Below are 17,987 nucleotides of genomic sequence, written 5' to 3' on the forward strand. Positions count from 1 at the left end.
AGCCTTGGGGTTCGTCGGGTTTACCCAATACAAATAAATTTCAGCGTGGCGTGCGCTACCCTCACGCCACGCGAGGACCCTGTTACAGGGTGGCCCCTTTTGGAGTAAACGTTACAGGCTTGTAGCTGAAATTCCACCATTTGAACGGGTGATCGAAAATCGAATACGGGTTGGTCTTCACCGGCTTGAATTCTTTACCCGAAACGCCATCGTCGGGACTGGGATGATCGAAGGTTACAGGGGGTTTGCCACTTTCGTAGATTGTCTGGTTATCTCCCAGGATCTCTTCAGGGGAGTATCTGGCAGTCAGTTCACCTACATAGCCTTTCACTGGGCGTCCGGTGAGTCGCTGAAATTGAGCGGCGAAGGAGTTCTCGCCCTGCGCCCCGGAGTAACAGCTCAGAATGCGAATATTGTCATAGCTCTCCGGGAAGATGCCATTGCGCTTGAGCGTGTTGTACAACCCCTGCGGGGTGTGTTTGCCGCCTTTGTAATAAATATGGGTGCCATCGCCGTGGCCAATGATGTTGAGGCGATGCTCCAGACCATTTTTATTCATGTCGGTGAAAATGTGCAGGTTGTCTTCGACTTTGACCAGGTTATCCTTGGTGCCCGTGAGGGTGACCAACTTACCGTCCGTCGACAGTGTTTCGGAGACCGGCGCCACAGGTTCCGATTCGGGGAGTAAGGAGGCAAAGTTATTGTCGACGTTAAGGTCGACCGAGGGCTTGCCCGGATGGGCATCAGTCACTGGCTGCTCAACGGGGCGTTGCGAACTGGCCGAGGCCCCTTCTTCCACCACTGTACCGGCCTGGGACAGCACGCGTGTGGCTACAGGCAGCGCGGCATTGAGCACGCCAAAAATCAAATGACCGACGCCGCCGGGTTTGCCCTTGGCCAAATCGTCGGCGCCAATGCCTGCTTCGGTGATACCCGAGGCGATGTACAGCCCATCCAACGCCAAAGCCACTTCGGGCACGGCGATGGCCACCGGGGCAAAGAGCATCGCGATCATGGCTGCCTTGCTGAGGCCAGACAGGATATTGGCTTTGGTGACGTCGGCATCGGAGGTGATCTGCGACTTGGCGTCGTCGAACGACCGATCGTATTGGCGTTGGCCGATCTGTTGAAAGACATCGGCGGTGGCGTCGATATCAGGGCCGGTATTTGAACGCCCGGTGGCGTTGAAGCGCTGGAGGCTCAAGGTCGTTGCAGGAGGCCAGGTACGGTGGTGCGCATATTTGGGCCACACGGCCATCCCTTTGAGCATTTCACGCACGCCGCTTTTGAACGGGCCGCTGTTCAAGTCCTTGAAGGTGAAGTGTCCTTCCAGTGCCTTGAGTTTTTCCGGGTCTGCGGCCTGGCTCGCCAACCACTGCTTCATTTGCTCTACGCTGTCAAAAGCGTGGATTGGCGAAGAGTTGCCCGGGATGACCAGCAGTGTGCGGTTGATCGGTTTGCCATCGGCACCCTGGCGGGTGTTTTTGTCGGTGATCACCATCAGGTCGGTGGATTTGTATTGCCCTACGCTCAACAGGCCTACGTCTAGTCCAGGATCGGGCCGCGTCGGGCGTGTGAGGTCGTTGAACAGCGTATCGGCCCAGGCCAGGGTGTTGCCAGGCAGCCCCGCTGCGCGCAGGACCAGTTGTTTGTCTTCCTGCGTCAGGCTGCCCTCCTGATGTTGCGAGTGTGCAGCTTTGACGAGTGCCGCCTTGGCCACAATAGGGTATTGACGGTCGTGCTTGTCCCAGAAGTCGTTAAGGAACTCGATGTAGGGGCGCTGGAAGTCGGTGGCCCAGACTTGCTCCTTGAAGTCCTTTGGCGACACGGACAGCTGGGTTGAAGGCGCATAGACCTGCGGGGTGCCGGGCGTGGAGGCGGTATAAATGCCTTGGTAGGTGTGGGTAATGTGGGCCGACTCGCGATTGGGGTTGAATCGGTCGGCGAAGTCGAATACGCCTGGTGCAATATGGGGCAGGTGATCGACCAGCCTCACTGCTGGGCCGCCGACATAATGAGGAACCAGCGCCCCTCTTCCTTCGGGCGTGGTCTGGCTGTTTTTTACCAGGGCGTCCGTCAGCGTAATCTGTTCGACCAGCTTGGCCGGGTAGGGCGGCTTGCCGGTAGTGTTGTAATTGAAAGTCGTCAGATACGTTCTGTCAGGGTCGATGTCCAGGTTCCACTTGTCTTTGAACAGTTGCTTGACCGTCTGCGCGGCATCTTGCGTTACCGACTTGAAGGCCAAGGCCAGGTTCTCGGCATTGCTGGCGCTGTCGATATTGATCCCCACATCCACGGGTACAATTGTTTTGTCATGGGCTCCCACCGTCTTGCCGGGATCGTGGTTCACGCTGACGAGTTCGTAACCGTCACCACCGTTATTGGATAAATCCCTGCGCACGCTTTCCACGAGGTATTGCTCGTTGTTTGGGCTCTGGTCTATCGCACGTCGCTGGCGGCTAAGAGTGGCACCTGATGGCGGTTCAGCGGTGTAGGGCCTTTGAGTGGGGAGTGCGTTATTCATCTGCATGAAAGCGTTCCTGAGTGGCGAGGCATGATGATGCCCATCGGTGGGCGGTAGGCCTCTGGGTGGTCCGATGCTCACCTTGGTTCCTGTAAGTAATGCGCCAAATTATGTGGGCAGGAGAAGGCCGCGCTGTGGCGGTTTGCCGCATAAGCCCTGCCGTCCTCGTGTCTTGGTTATACTCGGTGCGATATACCTGCAGCGCTCATCAGGAGAGCTCATGCTCGCCGCCGTAAAACTGACTTCCGCCACCCGCCAGAACCTTTGGCGCCTGACGTTCATTCGCACCCTGGTATTGGCCGCACAGGCCGGTTCCGTCGGGCTTGCCTATTGGTTCGACCTGCTGCCGCTGCCCTGGCTGCAATTGGCCGTGACCCTGGGCTTCTCCACCGTATTGTGTGTGTTCACCGCCATTCGACTGCGCACCACTTGGCCTGTGACCGAGCTGGAATACGCCCTGCAACTGGCCTGCGACCTGTTTATCCACAGCGTGTTGCTGTACTTCTCCGGTGGTTCTACCAACCCCTTCGTCTCCTACTACCTGGTGCCTTTGACCATCGCTGCCGTCACCCTGCCGTGGCGCTATTCGGTGGTGCTGTCGGGCATTGCGCTGACGCTGTACACCCTGCTGTTGGCGCAGTTCTACCCCTTGCAGACATTCCCCATCGCCCGGGAAAACCTGCAGATCTACGGGATGTGGTTGAGCTTTGCCTTGTCTGCGGCAGTCATTACCTTCTTTGCCGCGCGCATGGCCGAAGAATTGCGCCGCCAGGAAGAACTGCGCGCCATTCGCCGTGAAGAGGGCCTGCGTGACCAGCAACTGCTGGCCGTTGCCACCCAGGCCGCTGGCGCCGCCCATGAGTTGGGCACGCCGCTGGCGACCATGAGCGTGCTGCTCAAGGAAATGACCCAGGACCATCACGACCCGGCCCTGCAAGATGATTTGAGTGTGCTGCAGGAACAGGTCAAGCAGTGCAAGCTGACGCTGCAGCAACTGGTGCGCGCCGCCGAAGCCAATCGTCGTCTGGCGGTCGAAATGCAAGACGTCACCCAGTGGCTCGATGAGGCACTCAACCGCTGGCACCTGATGCGTCCCGAAGCCAGTTACCGTTTCAACCTGTTGGGCCAAGGCAGCGTACCGCGCATGGCGCCACCGCCGGACCTGACCCAGGCGCTGCTCAACTTGCTGAACAATGCAGCCGACGCCTGCCCTGAAGGCCTCGGGGTGCAGTTGGACTGGGACGCGGAAAACGTCACCATCAGCATTCGTGACCACGGCGCGGGCGTGCCGCTGGCCATTGCCGAGCAAATCGGCAAACCCTTCTTTACCACCAAGGGCAAAGGCTTCGGCCTGGGCCTGTTTTTGAGCAAGGCTAGCGTGACCCGCGCGGGCGGCTCAGTGAAGCTCTATAGTCATGAGGAAGGTGGCACGCTCACCGAGCTGCGCCTGCCCCGTGTCGCACGAGGAGATATCGATGAGTGACGAGATCCAAGTCGAAGGCGAAGAACTGCCGCACCTGTTGCTGGTAGATGACGACGCGACCTTTACCCGCGTGATGGCGCGCGCCATGAGCCGGCGCGGTTTTCGCGTCAGCACCGCAGGTTCTGCCGAAGAAGGCCTGACCATCGCCCAGGCCGACCTGCCGGACTACGCCGCCCTCGACCTTAAAATGGACGGCGACTCGGGCCTGGTGCTGCTGCCCAAGCTGCTGGAACTCGATCCGGAAATGCGCGTGGTGATCCTCACCGGTTACTCCAGCATCGCCACCGCCGTCGAGGCGATCAAGCGCGGCGCCTGCAACTACCTGTGCAAACCCGCGGATGCCGACGACGTGCTGGCCGCCTTGCTGTCCGAGCATGCCGACCTCGACACCCTGGTGCCGGAAAATCCGATGTCGGTGGACCGCCTGCAGTGGGAACACATCCAGCGCGTGTTGACCGAACACGAAGGCAACATCTCCGCCACCGCCCGCGCCCTGGGCATGCACCGCCGCACGCTGCAACGCAAGTTGCAGAAGCGCCCGGTACGACGCTGAACGGCGACTGAACAACTCACTTCAGGCTGCACGGACGCACGAACCGATCACCTATGATCGGTTCAAACGCCTGTGACTTTTTCCTACCGAGCCTGAACGATGAATCAGAACGCTGAATATCGCGCGGTCAACGACGCGGTGCGTGGGCAATTCTTCCGCCGAACCTGGGCGATGATCACACCCTATTGGCGCAGTGAAGAGAAGGGCAGGGCCTGGCTGCTGCTGGCCGCAGTGATTGGCCTGTCGCTGTTCAGCGTGGCGATCTCCGTGTGGATCAACCACTGGTACAAAGACTTCTACAACGCCCTGGAGAAGAAAGACACCGCGGCCTTCTGGCAACTGATCGGCTATTTCGGCGGGATCGCGGCGGTGGCGATACTCGGCGCGGTGTACCGCCTTTACCTGACCCAGATGCTGACGATCCGTTGGCGCGCCTGGCTCACCGAAAAACACTTCAGCCGTTGGCTGGCCCACAAGAATTATTACCAGCTGGAGCAGGGCGGCTACACCGATAACCCGGACCAGCGGATTTCCGAAGACCTTAACAACTTCACGTCCGGTACCTTGAGCCTGGGCCTTGGGTTGCTGCGTAACGTGGTCAGCCTGGTGTCATTCTCGATCATCCTGTGGGGCGTCTCGGGTAGCATCGAAGTGTTCGGCGTCACCATCCCCGGTTACATGTTCTGGTGTGCGCTGCTGTACGCCGCTGTGGGCAGTTGGCTGACGCACTTGATCGGCCGGCGCTTGATCGGCCTGAGCAACCAACAGCAACGCTTCGAAGCGGACCTGCGTTTTTCCATGGTGCGGGTGCGTGAGAATGCCGAAAGTATTGCCCTGTACAACGGCGAGCCGAATGAAAGGCAACGCCTGAGTTCGCGCTTCGGCAAGGTCTGGCAGAACTTCTGGGACATCATGAAAGTGTCCAAGCGCCTGACCTTTTTCACCGCTGGCTACAGCCAGATCGCGATCATCTTCCCCTTTATCGTCGCCGCGCCGCGCTACTTCACTGGCAAGATCGAGCTGGGCGAGCTGATGCAAATCAACTCGGCGTTCGGCAACGTACAAGAGAACTTCAGCTGGTTTATCAACGCCTATTCGGAGCTGGCGACATGGCGCGCCACCAGCGACCGTCTGCTGAGTTTCCAGCAGGCCATGAGCGACAACGAGCAACGCACGCCGGCGATCGACGTGCGCCCTGAAGGCGAGCGCCTGGTAATCAACGACCTGGGCATGGACCTGGCCGACGGCCGCCATTTGCTCACCGACGCCGACATGACCGTGGAGCCTGGTCAGCGCGTCATGCTCAGCGGGCGTTCCGGCAGCGGCAAGAGCACTTTGCTGCGGGCGATGGGGCATCTGTGGCCCGCCGGTCATGGCAGCATTCGCTTGCCGGCGACGCGCTACCTGTTCCTGCCGCAAAAGCCTTACCTGCCGATTGGTACACTCAAGGCCGTGTTGAGTTATCCACAGGACGACAGTGTCTATTCACCAGAACGTTATGCACAGGTGCTGGAAACCTGTCGCCTGCCCCATCTGGTCAGCCGCCTGGATGAAGCCAACCACTGGCAACGCATGCTCTCGCCCGGCGAGCAACAGCGCCTGGCCTTTGCCCGCGCGTTGTTGTTTGCACCGCGATGGCTGTACATGGATGAGGCAACCTCGGCCATGGATGAAGAAGACGAAGCAACCTTGTACCAGGCGTTGATCGATGAGTTACCGGGGCTGAGCATCGTCAGCGTCGGCCACCGCAGCAGCCTCAAGCGTTTCCATGGACGGTATGTGCGCATTGACGGTGGGCGGTTGCAGGAACAACAACTCACTTGAGCGCCTGCTCGCTCAATGTGGGAGCCGGGCTTGCCCGCGATGGCGGAGTGCCTGAGGCAGGTGTGTCAACGGGTACACCGCTATCGCAGGCAAGCCAGCTCCCACAGGGGCATGGTGTTGTCTGATGGTTCAGGCACCCAACAAAAAGCCCGGCTGATCATCGATCAGCCGGGCTTTTTTATTGCTCGAAGATGACTTACTTCTTCAAGCCGTAATGCTCATCCAACATGCCTGGAGCGTTCGGCGTCTTTGGCGCGTAGTCCCGTGGTGGCTCCTGGTTTTCCCGAGGCGGGGTCAGGCGTTCCCGTGGGGTTTGCGGGGCATCGGAATGCAGCGCGGCCAGCAGGCGCTGGCGGGTGATGTCGTCGAGGGCCAGGCGGTTAGCGCCATCGGCGAGGTGATCCTGTACTTCCTGGTAGCTCTGGGTGAGCTTCTTGACCAGGGTCGCGGTGCTGTTGAAGTGGGTAACAACCTCGTTCTGATAACTGTCAAAACGTTCCTGAATGTCATCCAACTGACGCTGCGTGCGGTTAGGCGCGGCATTCGGCAGCAGGCGGGCAACCAGGAAACCAATGGCGACACCGGCAACCAGGGCAAGAGTCGGCAACAACCAAACTAAGAGCGAGTGTTCCACGAGTCCTTCCTCTATAAACGGCTTTGCTTTACGTTAACGGCTCAAACCTGCGCTGTATACCGCGATTAAGCTCGCAATGATGCCATGCACAGACTTTTAGCTAGACGAGTCGACCCCTTGAGAGGTCACGGAGTTCATCCTTGCTCATGCGTGAAACCCCCGTTTTGATCGATGGCCCGGTGGGCCAATTGGAAGCCTTGTACCTGGATCACCCCGAACCACGTGGCCTGGCGCTGGTTTGCCACCCTAACCCGGTGCAGGGGGGGACCATGCTCAATAAAGTCGTCTCGACCCTGCAACGCACTGCCCGCGATGCGGGTTTGATTACTTTGCGCTTCAATTACCGTGGCGTGGGTGCCAGTGCCGGTACTCACGATATGGCCACCGGTGAGGTCGACGATGCTGAAGCGGCCGCCACCTGGCTGCGGGAAAAGCACCCGGACCTGCCAATCACCTTGCTGGGTTTTTCTTTCGGTGGGTATGTGGCCGCCAGCCTCGGCGGCCGCCTGGAAGCCAAAGGTGAAAAGCTCGCACACCTGTTCATGATCGCCGCTGCGGTGATGCGCCTGCGCGATACCGACGCGTTACCGCTGGGCTGCCCGTTGACCCTGATCCAACCGGAAAGCGACGAAGTGGTTGACCCGCAGCTGGTCTACGACTGGTCCGCCGCCCTCAAACGCCCCCATGAGTTGCTGAAAGTGGCAGAATGCGGACACTTTTTTCACGGCAAGCTGACCGATCTCAAGGATCTGGTGCTGCCACGCCTTTCGAATTGATGACAAGCGATCACCCATGACGACCCGTACCCGTATCCTCACCGGCATCACCACCACCGGCACGCCGCACCTGGGCAACTACGCCGGTGCGATTCGCCCGGCGATCCTCGCCAGCGAAGACGCGAATGCCGATTCCTTCTACTTCCTGGCCGACTACCACGCCCTGATCAAATGCGATGACCCGCAGCGCATCCAGCGCTCGCGTATGGAAATCGCCGCGACCTGGCTGGCCGGTGGCCTGGATGTGAACCGGGTGACCTTCTACCGCCAGTCGGACATCCAGGAAATCCCCGAGCTGACCTGGCTGCTGACCTGCGTTGCCGCCAAGGGCCTGCTCAACCGCGCCCATGCCTACAAGGCCTCGGTGGACAAGAACGTGGAAAACGGTGAAGACCCGGATGCGGGCATCAGCATGGGCCTGTACAGCTACCCGGTGCTGATGGCAGCGGACATCCTGATATTCAACGCGCACAAGGTGCCGGTGGGCCGCGACCAGATCCAGCACGTGGAAATGGCCCGCGACATCGGCCAGCGCTTCAACCACCTGTTCGGCAACGGTAAAGAATTCTTCACCATGCCCGAGGCACTGATCGAAGAAAGCGTGGCCACCTTGCCGGGCCTGGATGGCCGCAAGATGTCCAAGAGCTACGACAACACCATCCCATTGTTCACCAGCGCCAAGGACATGAAGGACGCGATCTCGCGGATCGTCACCGACTCCCGCGCGCCAGGCGAAGCCAAGGACCCGGACAATTCGCACCTGTTCACCCTGTACCAGGCGTTCGCGAGCAAGGCCCAGGAAGCCCAATTCCGTGGTGAGCTGCTAGAAGGCCTGGGCTGGGGCGAGGCCAAGAACCGTCTGTTCCAACTGCTCGACGGCCAGCTCGGCGAAGCGCGCGAGCGTTACCATCAACTGATGGCGCGCCCATCGGACATGGAGGACCTGCTGCAGGTCGGCGCCAAGAAGGCCCGCGCTGTGGCGGCACCGTTCCTGGCCGAGCTGCGTGAAGCGGTGGGCCTGCGTTCGTTCGTCAACCAGACGGCGGCGCCGGTCGCCACCAAGAAAAAAGCAGCGAAGGCTGCACGGTTTGTGAGCTTCCGCGAAGACGATGGCAGCTTCCGCTTCCGCCTGCTGGCGCCTAACGGTGAACAGCTTCTGGTTTCGCGCAAATTTTCTGATGGTAAGTTGGCAGGCGCTGCAACTAAAGATCTTCAGTCGGGTAAGGCACTGGATATTCGCGAAGAAGGAACCACCTTCAGCGTCTGGCTGGAAGGCTACTGCATCGCAGATGGGCCTTTCTTCGAAGAGATTTCATCTCGCGATGCCGCCATCGCCGCTTTGCGCGCTGCGTTGACCCCAATCGAGGATTAACCCGACCAAGGGTTGATTGCCATTATCCAGGGCCGTCGTTACAGTGTCGGCCCGTTTTTGTTGCCTTGCTAACGAAATTATGACGCCCCTAGAACGATATCAAGCTGATCTGAAACGCCCCGAGTTCTTCCACGACGCGGCCCAGGAAAATGCCGTGCGTCATTTGCAGCGCCTGTACGAGGACCTCGTGGCCGCGTCGCAAAGCAAGCCAGGGATGTTCAGCAAGCTGTTTGGCAAGAAAGACCACACGCCGGTCAAGGGCCTGTATTTCTGGGGCGGCGTGGGCCGGGGCAAGACTTACCTGGTAGACACCTTCTTTGAAGCACTGCCGTTCAAGGAAAAGGTGCGTACGCACTTCCACCGCTTCATGAAGCGCGTGCACGAAGAGATGAAGACCCTGCCGGGCGAGAAAAACCCGCTGACCATCATCGCCAAGCGTTTCTCCCAAGAGGCCCGGGTGATCTGCTTCGATGAATTCTTCGTCTCTGACATCACCGACGCCATGATCCTTGGCACGCTGATGGAAGAACTGTTCAAGAACGGTGTGACCCTGGTGGCCACGTCGAACATCGTGCCCGATGGCCTGTACAAGGACGGCCTGCAACGTGCGCGCTTCCTGCCGGCCATTGCGCTGATCAAGCAGAACACCGATATCGTCAACGTCGACAGCGGCGTCGACTACCGCTTGCGTCATCTGGAGCAAGCCGAGCTGTTCCACTTCCCGCTCAACGAAGCAGCACACGAAAGCCTGAAGAAAAGCTTCCGTGCCCTGACGCCGGAATGCACCCAGGCGGTGGAAAACGACAAGCTGATGATCGAGAACCGCGAAATCATCGCACTGCGCACCTGCGATGATGTGGCCTGGTTCGAGTTCCGCCAACTGTGCGATGGGCCACGCAGCCAGAACGATTACATCGAGCTGGGCAAGATCTTCCACGCCGTGATCTTGAGTGGTGTGGAACAGATGGGCGTGACCACCGACGATATCGCCCGACGGTTCATCAACATGGTCGATGAGTTCTACGACCGTAACGTCAAGCTGATCATCTCGGCGGAAGTCGAACTCAAGGACCTCTATACCGGCGGCCGCTTGAATTTCGAATTCCAGCGCACCCTAAGCCGCCTGCTGGAAATGCAGTCCCACGAGTTCCTGTCGCGCGGCCACAAGCCTTAATCAATCTCCGGCTCAATGGAGATCTAATGTGGGAGCCGGGCTTGCCTGCGATGGGGGTGTATCAGTCAGCTATAGGCTGGCTGATACACCGTCATCGCAGGCAAGCCAGCTCCCACAATGCTTTATGTCTGCCTGAGATCAGGCGGCCTGCTGGAACTGCTGCCTGTACTGGTTGGGCGACAACTCCGTGTGCTGCCTGAACAACCGCGCAAAGAAACTCGCATCGTCGTAACCCACCTCGTAGCTGATGGTCTTGATGCTCTTGCGGCTGCCCGAGAGCAGGCCCTTGGCGGTCTCGATGCGCAGGCGTTGCAGGTAATGCAGCGGCTTGTCACCGGTCGCGGCCTGGAAGCGGCGCATGAAGTTGCGGATGCTCATGCCGTGTTCCCGGGCGACGTCTTCAAAGCGGAATTTGTCGGCGAAGTGCTCTTCAAGCCAATGCTGGATCTGCAGGATGATCACGTCCTGATGCAGCTTCTGCCCGCCAAACCCGATCCGCCCCGGTGAATAGTTGCGCTGCACCTCATAGAGAATGTCGCGGGCCACCGCCTGGGCGATGTTGGCGCCGCAGAAGCGTTCGATCAGGTAAATATAAAGGTCGCAGGCCGACGTGGTGCCGCCGGCGCAATACAGGTTATCGGCATCCGTGAGGTGCTTGTCCTGATTGAGCTGCACCTTGGGGAAGCGCTCGCTGAAGGCATTGAAGAAGCGCCAGTAGGTGGTCGCCTCCTTGCCATCGAGCAGCCCGGCTTCGGCCAGCCAGAACACCCCGGTGGCCTCGCCGCAGAGTACGGCGCCGCGGGCGTGCTGCTCGCGCAGCCACGGCAGCACTTGCGGGTAGCGGGTGCACAGGGCATCGAAGTCGTCCCAGAAAGCTGGCAGCACAATAATGTCGGCGTCTTCGAGGCCGCCGTCCACCGGCATGATTACATCGCTGAAGCTGCGCACTGACTGGCCGTCGGGGCTGACCAGGCGCGTTTCGAACCCTGGGGTCAGGCCCAGGCCTTGCTGTTTGCCATGGCGCAGGCTGGCGAGATGGAAGAAATCCTTGGCTTGCATGAGGGTTGAAGCGAATACCCGATCAATGGCCAAAATGCTGACGCGCCGCAACGGCGTGGAGATTTGGTTAGACATAATTTCATTTATTCTTATAGGGGAAAGTGGTCACCAGACGGCTGGATCGTCTTATTTTTTGTCGCATGTGTCCAGTGTCCCGTGACGCCTTCGGGGCATAGGCTCTGTGGGCTCGTCCTTGTCCGACAATCCACGCAGGTGACCCATGATCCCCAGAACCTTGTTCAGCTCGGAGCACGAACTCTTCCGTGAGAGCGTGCGCACCTTCCTCGAAAAGCACGCCGTGCCCTTCCATGGGCAATGGGAAAAGCAGGGCTATATCGACCGTAACCTGTGGAACCAGGCGGGGGAGGCGGGCATGTTGTGTTCCCACCTGCCGGAGGAATATGGCGGGCTGGGCGCGGATTTTCTCTACAGCGCGGTGGTGATCGAAGAAGTCAGCCGCCTGGGTTTGACCGGCATCGGCTTTTCCCTGCACTCGGATATCGTCGCGCCCTACATCCTGCATTACGGCAGTGAAGCACTGAAGCACAAGTACCTGCCCAAGTTGATCTCCGGGGAGATGGTCACGGCCATTGCCATGACCGAGCCGGGCGCTGGTTCCGACCTGCAGGGCGTCAAGACCACAGCGGTTTTGGAGGGTGATGAGTACGTGATCAACGGCTCCAAGACCTTTATCACCAACGGCTACCTGGCCGATCTGGTGATTGTCGTCGCCAAGACCGACCCCAAGGCCGGCGCCAAGGGCACCAGTCTGTTCCTGGTGGAAGCCGACACGCCGGGCTTCGACAAGGGCAAGCGCCTGGAGAAAGTCGGCATGAAGGCGCAGGACACCTCGGAGCTGTTCTTCCAGGATGTGCGCGTGCCCAAGGAAAACCTGCTGGGCCAGGCGGGCATGGGCTTTGCCTACCTGATGCAGGAACTGCCGCAAGAACGCCTGACCGTGGCGATTGGCGCGCTGTCTTCAGCCGAAGCGGCGTTGCAATGGACCCTTGAGTACACGCGAGAGCGCAAGGCGTTCGGCAAGGCGATTGCCGATTTCCAGAACACCCGGTTCAAGCTGGCGGAGATGGCCACCGAGATTCAGATTGGCCGCGTGTTTGTCGATCAGTGCATGGCCTTGCATCTGGAAGGCAAGCTGGACGTGCCCACGGCGGCGATGGCCAAGTACTGGGCCACCGACCTGCAGTGCAAGGTGCTCGATGAGTGCGTGCAGTTGCATGGCGGCTACGGCTTCATGTGGGAATACCCGATTGCCCGGGCCTGGGCGGATGCTCGGGTGCAGCGCATTTATGCGGGGACCAATGAGATCATGAAGGAGATCATTGCGCGGGCGCTTTGATGTACTGGTGTTCTTGATGGCCTCATCGCAGGCAAGCCAGCTCCCACATTCCGATTTGTGAATACATTCAAATGTGGGAGCTGGCTTGCCTGCGATAGCGGTCTAAGGATCAATCAAGGCGCTGGATTCGGATGATCCTTCTGAATCGCCTCAATCCCATCCAGCACCTCTTTCGACAATTTCAGTTCGGCACTGGCGATGTTGCTGTCCAGTTGTTCCAGTGATGTGGCCCCAATGATATTGCTGGTCACAAACGGCTGCTGTGTCACAAACGCCAGCGCCATCTGCGCCGGGTCCAGGCCATGCTCGCGCGCCAACGCCACATACCGGCTGCACGCCGCTTCCGATTGCGGGTTGAAGTAGCGGCTGAAACGGCTGTACTCGGTCAGGCGCGCCTTGGCCGGACGTGCGCCGTCTTCATACTTGCCACTGAGCATGCCGAACGCCAAAGGCGAATAGGCCAGCAAGCCGCACTGCTCACGAATGGCAACTTCCGCCAGGCCCACTTCAAAGCTGCGGTTGAGCAGGTTGTAGGGGTTCTGGATCGACACTGCACGTGGCCAGCCGCGGGCTTCGGCCAGGGCGAGGAACTTCATGGTGCCCCACGGCGTTTCGTTGGACAGGCCAATGTGGCGGATCTTGCCGGCCTTCACCTGTTCATCCAGGGCTTCGAGCGTTTCCTCCAGTGGCGTGAGGTCGTCTTCGTCCTTGTGCTTGTAGCTCAACTGGCCGAAGAAGTTGGTGCTGCGCTCCGGCCAATGCAGTTGGTAGAGGTCGATCCAGTCGGTCTGCAGGCGCTTGAGGCTGGCGTCGAGGGCTGCGCCGATGTGCTTGCGGTTGTGGCGCAGGTGGCCATCGCGGATGTAGTCGATGGTGTTGCCGGGGCCGGCGATTTTGCTGGCAAGGATCCAGTCGGCGCGGTCGCCACGGCTTTTGAAGTAGTTGCCGATGTAGCGCTCGGTGGTGGCATAGGTGTCGGCCTTGGGCGGCACCGGGTACATTTCTGCAGTGTCGAGGAAGTTGATCCCCGCGGCCTTGGCCCGTTCGATCTGCGCGAAGGCCTCTGCCTCGCTGTTCTGCTCGCCCCAGGTCATGGTGCCCAACGCGATCGCGCTGACATTCAGATCGGTGCGGCCCAGCTGTCGGTAATCCATCGGGTACTCCTTCGGGGGAAAACAATCATAAAAGCAGGTTGAATTTTTTTTCGCAATCTGCATAATTGCCCACCTCTTTCTGCAGTGGAAGTGATGCGCCGCCTGCCGAAGAATCTTGCCGTTGAACGGACGCGCCGACCCGAGCCCCCGATAGCGTCTGTATCCGGCTGCCTTTGACCTTGTCAAAGTACGCACTATTCAGTAAGATCCGCCGTCTAAATTTACAGGCGGCCCCTGAGGCTATTAAAGAATGACAACTTTTACTGCAAAACCGGAAACAGTTCAGCGCGACTGGTTTGTCGTCGACGCCGCTGGTCAGACCCTGGGTCGTCTGGCCACTGAAGTCGCCAGCCGTCTGCGTGGCAAGCACAAGCCTGAATACACCCCGCACGTTGATACCGGCGACTACATCGTCATCATCAATGCTGAGCAGGTTCGTGTAACCGGCAACAAAGCAAGCGACAAAATGTACTACCGTCACTCCGGTTTCCCAGGCGGTATCAAGTCTTCCAACTTCGAAGGCCTGATTGCCAAGAAGCCTGAAGCCCCGATCGAAATCGCGGTCAAAGGCATGCTGCCTAAGGGCCCACTGGGTCGCGATATGTTTCGCAAGCTGAAAGTCTATGCGGGCGCTGTACACCCTCATGCTGCTCAGCAGCCCCAAGAACTGAAGTTTTAACGGAATAGTTCATTATGTCGGCGACTCAAAATTACGGCACTGGCCGTCGCAAAACCGCAACCGCACGCGTTTTCCTGCGTCCGGGCACTGGTAACATCTCGATCAACAACCGCTCCCTGGACAACTTCTTCGGTCGCGAAACTGCCCGCATGGTAGTTCGTCAGCCGCTGGAATTGACCGAGACCGTTGAAAAGTTCGACATCTACGTCACCGTTATCGGTGGCGGTGTAAGTGGTCAAGCTGGCGCAATCCGCCACGGTATCACTCGCGCTCTGATGCAGTACGACGAAACCCTGCGTGGCGCTCTGCGCAAAGCTGGCTTCGTGACTCGCGATGCTCGTGAAGTTGAACGTAAGAAAGTCGGTCTGCGTAAAGCGCGTAAGCGTCCGCAGTACTCGAAGCGTTAATTCGCTTTACGTTCCACAAAAACGCCCAGCCTCCTCACGGAGCTGGGCGTTTTTTATTGCCTGCGATTTATGCACATTTTTCGCCGTGACAACTTGCCACATCCGTAGACCCCCTATACTACAAGGCCTGGAGACGGAGCTCCGGGCAATTCCCTTGTCATACGTGGGGCTTTTCATTACCATCCGTCAAAATTTTTATAAGTAAAGATTCAACACTTAGTAGACGCCTGATTTAACAGGCCAAAAAGCTGATGGGAGAGGACTGAATGAGCAATGACGGCGTGAATGCAGGCCGGCGTCGCTTCTTGGTAGCAGCCACATCCGTGGTGGGTGCTGCAGGAGCGGTGGGGGCTGCGGTCCCGTTCGTGGGGTCATGGTTTCCCAGTGCCAAGGCGAAAGCCGCAGGTGCACCGGTGAAGGTGAATGTCAGCAAGATCGAGCCAGGCCAGCAGATGATTGCTGAGTGGCGCGGCCAGCCGGTTTTCATTGTTCGTCGTACCGAGGAAATCCTGGGGAATCTGAAGAAGATCGAAGGCCAGCTGTCTGACCCGACATCCGAAAAGTCCGACCAGCCCGCCTACGCCAAGAACGAAGCACGTTCGATCAAGCCAGAGATTCTGCTGCTGGTTGGTCTTTGTACCCATCTGGGTTGCTCACCTACCTTCCGCCCGGAAGTGGCGCCTGTCGATTTGGGCAAAGACTGGGTCGGCGGTTATTTCTGCCCGTGCCACGGTTCCCACTATGACCTTGCGGGCCGCGTCTACAAATCCCAGCCCGCCCCCCTGAACCTGCCGGTTCCTCCTCACAATTACGAATCTGACGACATCATTGTCATTGGCCTCGACAAGGAGAACGCGTGATGAGCAAGTTCATGGATTGGGTGGATGCGCGCTTCCCCGCCACTAAAATGTGGGAAGACCATCTCAGCAAATATTACGCGCCGAAAAACTTCAACTTTTTCTACTTCTTCGGCTCCCTGGCCCTGTTGGTGCTGGTCAACCAGATCGTCACCGGCGTGTGGTTGACGATGAGCTACACGCCGTCGGCGGAAGAGGCGTTTGCTTCTGTCGAATACATCATGCGTGACGTCGAGTACGGCTCGATCCTGCGCCTGCTGCACTCCACCGGCGCGTCGGCGTTCTTTATCGTCGTCTACCTGCACATGTTCCGCGGCCTGCTCTACGGCTCGTACCAGAAGCCTCGTGAGCTGGTTTGGGTCTTCGGCATGTTGATCTATCTGGCGCTGATGGCCGAAGCCTTCATGGGCTACCTGCTACCTTGGGGCCAGATGTCGTACTGGGGCGCCCAGGTGATCATCTCGCTGTTCGGCGCAATCCCGGTGATCGGCAACGACCTGACCCAGTGGATTCGTGGTGACTACCTGATCTCCGGCATCACGCTGAACCGCTTCTTCGCCTTGCACGTGGTGGCCTTGCCGATCGTGATCCTGGGCCTGGTGGTATTGCATATCCTGGCGCTGCACGAAGTGGGTTCCAACAACCCGGATGGTGTGGACATCAAGAAGCACAAGGACGAAAACGGCATCCCGCTGGATGGCATTCCGTTTCACCCGTACTACACCGTGAAAGACATTGTCGGCGTGGTCGTGTTCCTGTTTGTGTTCTGCTCGATCGTGTTCTTTTTCCCGGAGATGGGTGGTTATTTCCTGGAGAAGCCTAACTTCGAACAGGCCAACGCCTTCAAGACACCTGAGCACATTGCCCCGGTCTGGTACTTCACGCCGTTCTACGCGATCTTGCGTGCGATCCCCGACAAACTCATGGGCGTGATCGCCATGGGCGCGGCCATCGCGGTGCTGTTCGTGCTGCCGTGGCTCGACCGTAGCCCGGTCAAGTCAATGCGCTACAAAGGCTGGCTGAGCAAGATCTGGCTGTGGGTGTTCTGCATTTCGTTCGTGATCCTGGGTGTGTTGGGTGTATTGGCGCCCACCCCTGAGCGGACGTTGCTGTCGCAGGTCTGCACCTTCCTGTACTTCGCCTACTTTATTCTGATGCCGTTCTATACCCGGCTCGAGAAGACCAAACCGGTTCCGGAAAGGGTGACTGGCTGATGAAAAAATTACTCGTTGCATTCGTGCTTGCGGCGCTGCCGCTACTGTCCTTCGCTGCCGAACATGGTGCGCAGCTGGAAAAAGTCGATATCGATGTGTCTGACAAAGCCGCCATGCAGGATGGGCTGCGTACATTCACCAACTACTGCATGGGGTGCCACAGCGCCAAGTTCCAACGGTACGAGCGCGTTGCCGATGACCTGGGAATCCCCCATGAAGTGATGCTCAGCCACGCGGTGTTCACGGGTGCCAAGATCGGCGACCACATGAACATCGGCATGCAGCCGGCCGACGCCAAGACCTGGTTCGGCGCTGCGCCGCCCGACCTCACCCTGGTGGCTCGTGTACGCGGTACCGACTGGCTCTACGGTTACCTCAAATCCTTCTACGAAGACCCTGCACGCCCCTACGGCGTGAACAACAAAGTCTTCCCGAACGTCGGCATGCCGAACGTTCTGGTCGGCCTGCAGGGGCGCCAGGTGGTAGGATGCAAACAGGTTCAGGTCGTTGAAGACGGCAAGAAGCAATATGATCCGTTGACCGGCACGCCGCTGACCCATGAAGCGTGCGATCAACTGACCATCGTGCCCAAGACCGGTACGCTGAACGAAGAGCAGTTCGACGAGAAGGTCAAGAACCTGGTGACCTTCCTGGCCTACTCGGCCAACCCGGTCAAACTGCAGCATCAGCGCATCGGTACCTACGTCTTGCTGTACCTGGCTTTCTTCTTTGTATTCGCTTATTTGCTCAAGCGTGAATACTGGAAGGATGTGCATTGATCCAACCGTAAGCAATTGCTGTTAATCTTGCGCGCCCAGCGGCATCTCTGAGCACGTAGCGCCGGTTTGAACCGGACGTTACAGGGATGCTTTCTGGGCGCGCTCGTTTTTGAGCTTTCGATAATTTCAACAAGCGAGGAG

General features: G+C 58.9%; 16 protein-coding genes. 12 read left to right on the forward strand and 4 right to left on the reverse strand.

Translation table 11 applies throughout. The features are described 5' to 3' along the window. Positions 1 to 82 precede the first annotated feature (82 nt). Positions 83 to 2,530 carry a dermonecrotic toxin domain-containing protein gene (locus CLM72_RS04580; RefSeq protein ID WP_146120429.1) on the reverse strand — a complete coding sequence of 816 codons (2,448 nt, stop codon included), beginning with the start codon at positions 2,528 to 2,530 and terminating at the stop codon, positions 83 to 85. A 214-nt stretch (positions 2,531 to 2,744) separates the two neighbouring features. Here CLM72_RS04580 and CLM72_RS04585 point away from each other — a divergent pair, with 214 nt between their 5' ends. The 3 genes from CLM72_RS04585 (at position 2,745) to CLM72_RS04595 (ending at position 6,384) form a co-directional block, all read left to right on the forward strand. Then, the gene (locus CLM72_RS04585; RefSeq protein ID WP_003188495.1) at positions 2,745 to 4,007 is read left to right on the forward strand and encodes an ATP-binding protein; all 1,263 of its coding nucleotides are present in this window, start codon (positions 2,745 to 2,747) and stop codon (positions 4,005 to 4,007) included. Continuing rightward, positions 4,000 to 4,560 carry a response regulator transcription factor gene (locus CLM72_RS04590; protein ID WP_003171731.1) on the forward strand — a complete coding sequence of 187 codons (561 nt, stop codon included), beginning with the start codon at positions 4,000 to 4,002 and terminating at the stop codon, positions 4,558 to 4,560. The genes CLM72_RS04585 and CLM72_RS04590 overlap by 8 nt, the downstream gene beginning before the upstream one ends. Before the next feature lie 99 nt (positions 4,561 to 4,659). Beyond that, on the forward strand, positions 4,660 to 6,384 hold the full coding sequence (locus CLM72_RS04595; RefSeq protein ID WP_105225765.1) for an ABC transporter ATP-binding protein/permease: 1,725 nt from the start codon (positions 4,660 to 4,662) through the stop codon (positions 6,382 to 6,384). A gap of 196 nt (positions 6,385 to 6,580) precedes the next feature. On the opposite strand, the gene CLM72_RS04605 is transcribed toward CLM72_RS04595, so the two are convergent. Further along, a complete protein-coding gene (locus CLM72_RS04605; RefSeq protein ID WP_003171734.1) occupies positions 6,581 to 7,018 on the reverse strand; it encodes a YhcB family protein in 438 nt (145 codons plus the stop codon). Between the two features lie 146 nt (positions 7,019 to 7,164). Here CLM72_RS04605 and CLM72_RS04610 point away from each other — a divergent pair, with 146 nt between their 5' ends. The 3 genes from CLM72_RS04610 (at position 7,165) to zapE (ending at position 10,340) form a co-directional block, all read left to right on the forward strand. Further along, the gene (locus tag CLM72_RS04610) at positions 7,165 to 7,794 is read left to right on the forward strand and encodes an alpha/beta hydrolase (RefSeq protein WP_073843252.1); all 630 of its coding nucleotides are present in this window, start codon (positions 7,165 to 7,167) and stop codon (positions 7,792 to 7,794) included. A 16-nt stretch (positions 7,795 to 7,810) separates the two neighbouring features. Then, on the forward strand, positions 7,811 to 9,166 hold the full coding sequence (locus CLM72_RS04615; RefSeq protein ID WP_105225767.1) for a tryptophan--tRNA ligase: 1,356 nt from the start codon (positions 7,811 to 7,813) through the stop codon (positions 9,164 to 9,166). A 79-nt stretch (positions 9,167 to 9,245) separates the two neighbouring features. Beyond that, entirely contained in the window at positions 9,246 to 10,340 is a 1,095-nt protein-coding gene (zapE, locus tag CLM72_RS04620) for a cell division protein ZapE (protein WP_003188500.1), read from the forward strand. 138 nt (positions 10,341 to 10,478) lie between these two features. Here zapE and CLM72_RS04625 read toward each other — a convergent pair whose 3' ends face one another. Further along, complete coding sequence (locus tag CLM72_RS04625) at positions 10,479 to 11,399, reverse strand: GlxA family transcriptional regulator (protein WP_177430947.1); 921 nt, start codon at positions 11,397 to 11,399, stop codon at positions 10,479 to 10,481. A gap of 220 nt (positions 11,400 to 11,619) precedes the next feature. Between CLM72_RS04625 and CLM72_RS04630 the strand changes: the two genes are divergently transcribed. Then, entirely contained in the window at positions 11,620 to 12,756 is a 1,137-nt protein-coding gene (locus CLM72_RS04630) for an acyl-CoA dehydrogenase family protein (RefSeq protein ID WP_105225769.1), read from the forward strand. Positions 12,757 to 12,869: 113 nt separating this feature from the next. On the opposite strand, the gene CLM72_RS04635 is transcribed toward CLM72_RS04630, so the two are convergent. Next, positions 12,870 to 13,910 carry an NADP(H)-dependent aldo-keto reductase gene (locus CLM72_RS04635; RefSeq protein ID WP_105225770.1) on the reverse strand — a complete coding sequence of 347 codons (1,041 nt, stop codon included), beginning with the start codon at positions 13,908 to 13,910 and terminating at the stop codon, positions 12,870 to 12,872. A gap of 250 nt (positions 13,911 to 14,160) precedes the next feature. On the opposite strand from CLM72_RS04635, the gene rplM reads away from it, so the two are divergent. From rplM to CLM72_RS04660, 5 genes are all read left to right on the forward strand, one after another. After that, the gene (rplM, locus tag CLM72_RS04640; RefSeq protein WP_003188508.1) at positions 14,161 to 14,589 is read left to right on the forward strand and encodes a 50S ribosomal protein L13; all 429 of its coding nucleotides are present in this window, start codon (positions 14,161 to 14,163) and stop codon (positions 14,587 to 14,589) included. 14 nt (positions 14,590 to 14,603) lie between these two features. Continuing rightward, positions 14,604 to 14,996 carry a 30S ribosomal protein S9 gene (gene rpsI, locus CLM72_RS04645; protein WP_002555064.1) on the forward strand — a complete coding sequence of 131 codons (393 nt, stop codon included), beginning with the start codon at positions 14,604 to 14,606 and terminating at the stop codon, positions 14,994 to 14,996. A gap of 266 nt (positions 14,997 to 15,262) precedes the next feature. Next, positions 15,263 to 15,856 carry a ubiquinol-cytochrome c reductase iron-sulfur subunit gene (gene petA, locus CLM72_RS04650; RefSeq protein ID WP_003188524.1) on the forward strand — a complete coding sequence of 198 codons (594 nt, stop codon included), beginning with the start codon at positions 15,263 to 15,265 and terminating at the stop codon, positions 15,854 to 15,856. Further along, positions 15,856 to 17,067 carry a cytochrome bc complex cytochrome b subunit gene (locus CLM72_RS04655; protein ID WP_003188526.1) on the forward strand — a complete coding sequence of 404 codons (1,212 nt, stop codon included), beginning with the start codon at positions 15,856 to 15,858 and terminating at the stop codon, positions 17,065 to 17,067. The genes petA and CLM72_RS04655 overlap by 1 nt, the downstream gene beginning before the upstream one ends. Beyond that, positions 17,067 to 17,846, forward strand: a complete 780-nt coding sequence (locus CLM72_RS04660) for a cytochrome c1 (protein WP_014716911.1) — start codon at positions 17,067 to 17,069, stop codon at positions 17,844 to 17,846. The genes CLM72_RS04655 and CLM72_RS04660 overlap by 1 nt, the downstream gene beginning before the upstream one ends. The last annotated feature ends 141 nt before the right edge of the window (positions 17,847 to 17,987 follow it).

This window comes from Pseudomonas sp. MYb193 (assembly GCF_002966775.1).
Taxonomy (GTDB): domain Bacteria; phylum Pseudomonadota; class Gammaproteobacteria; order Pseudomonadales; family Pseudomonadaceae; genus Aquipseudomonas; species Aquipseudomonas paracarnis.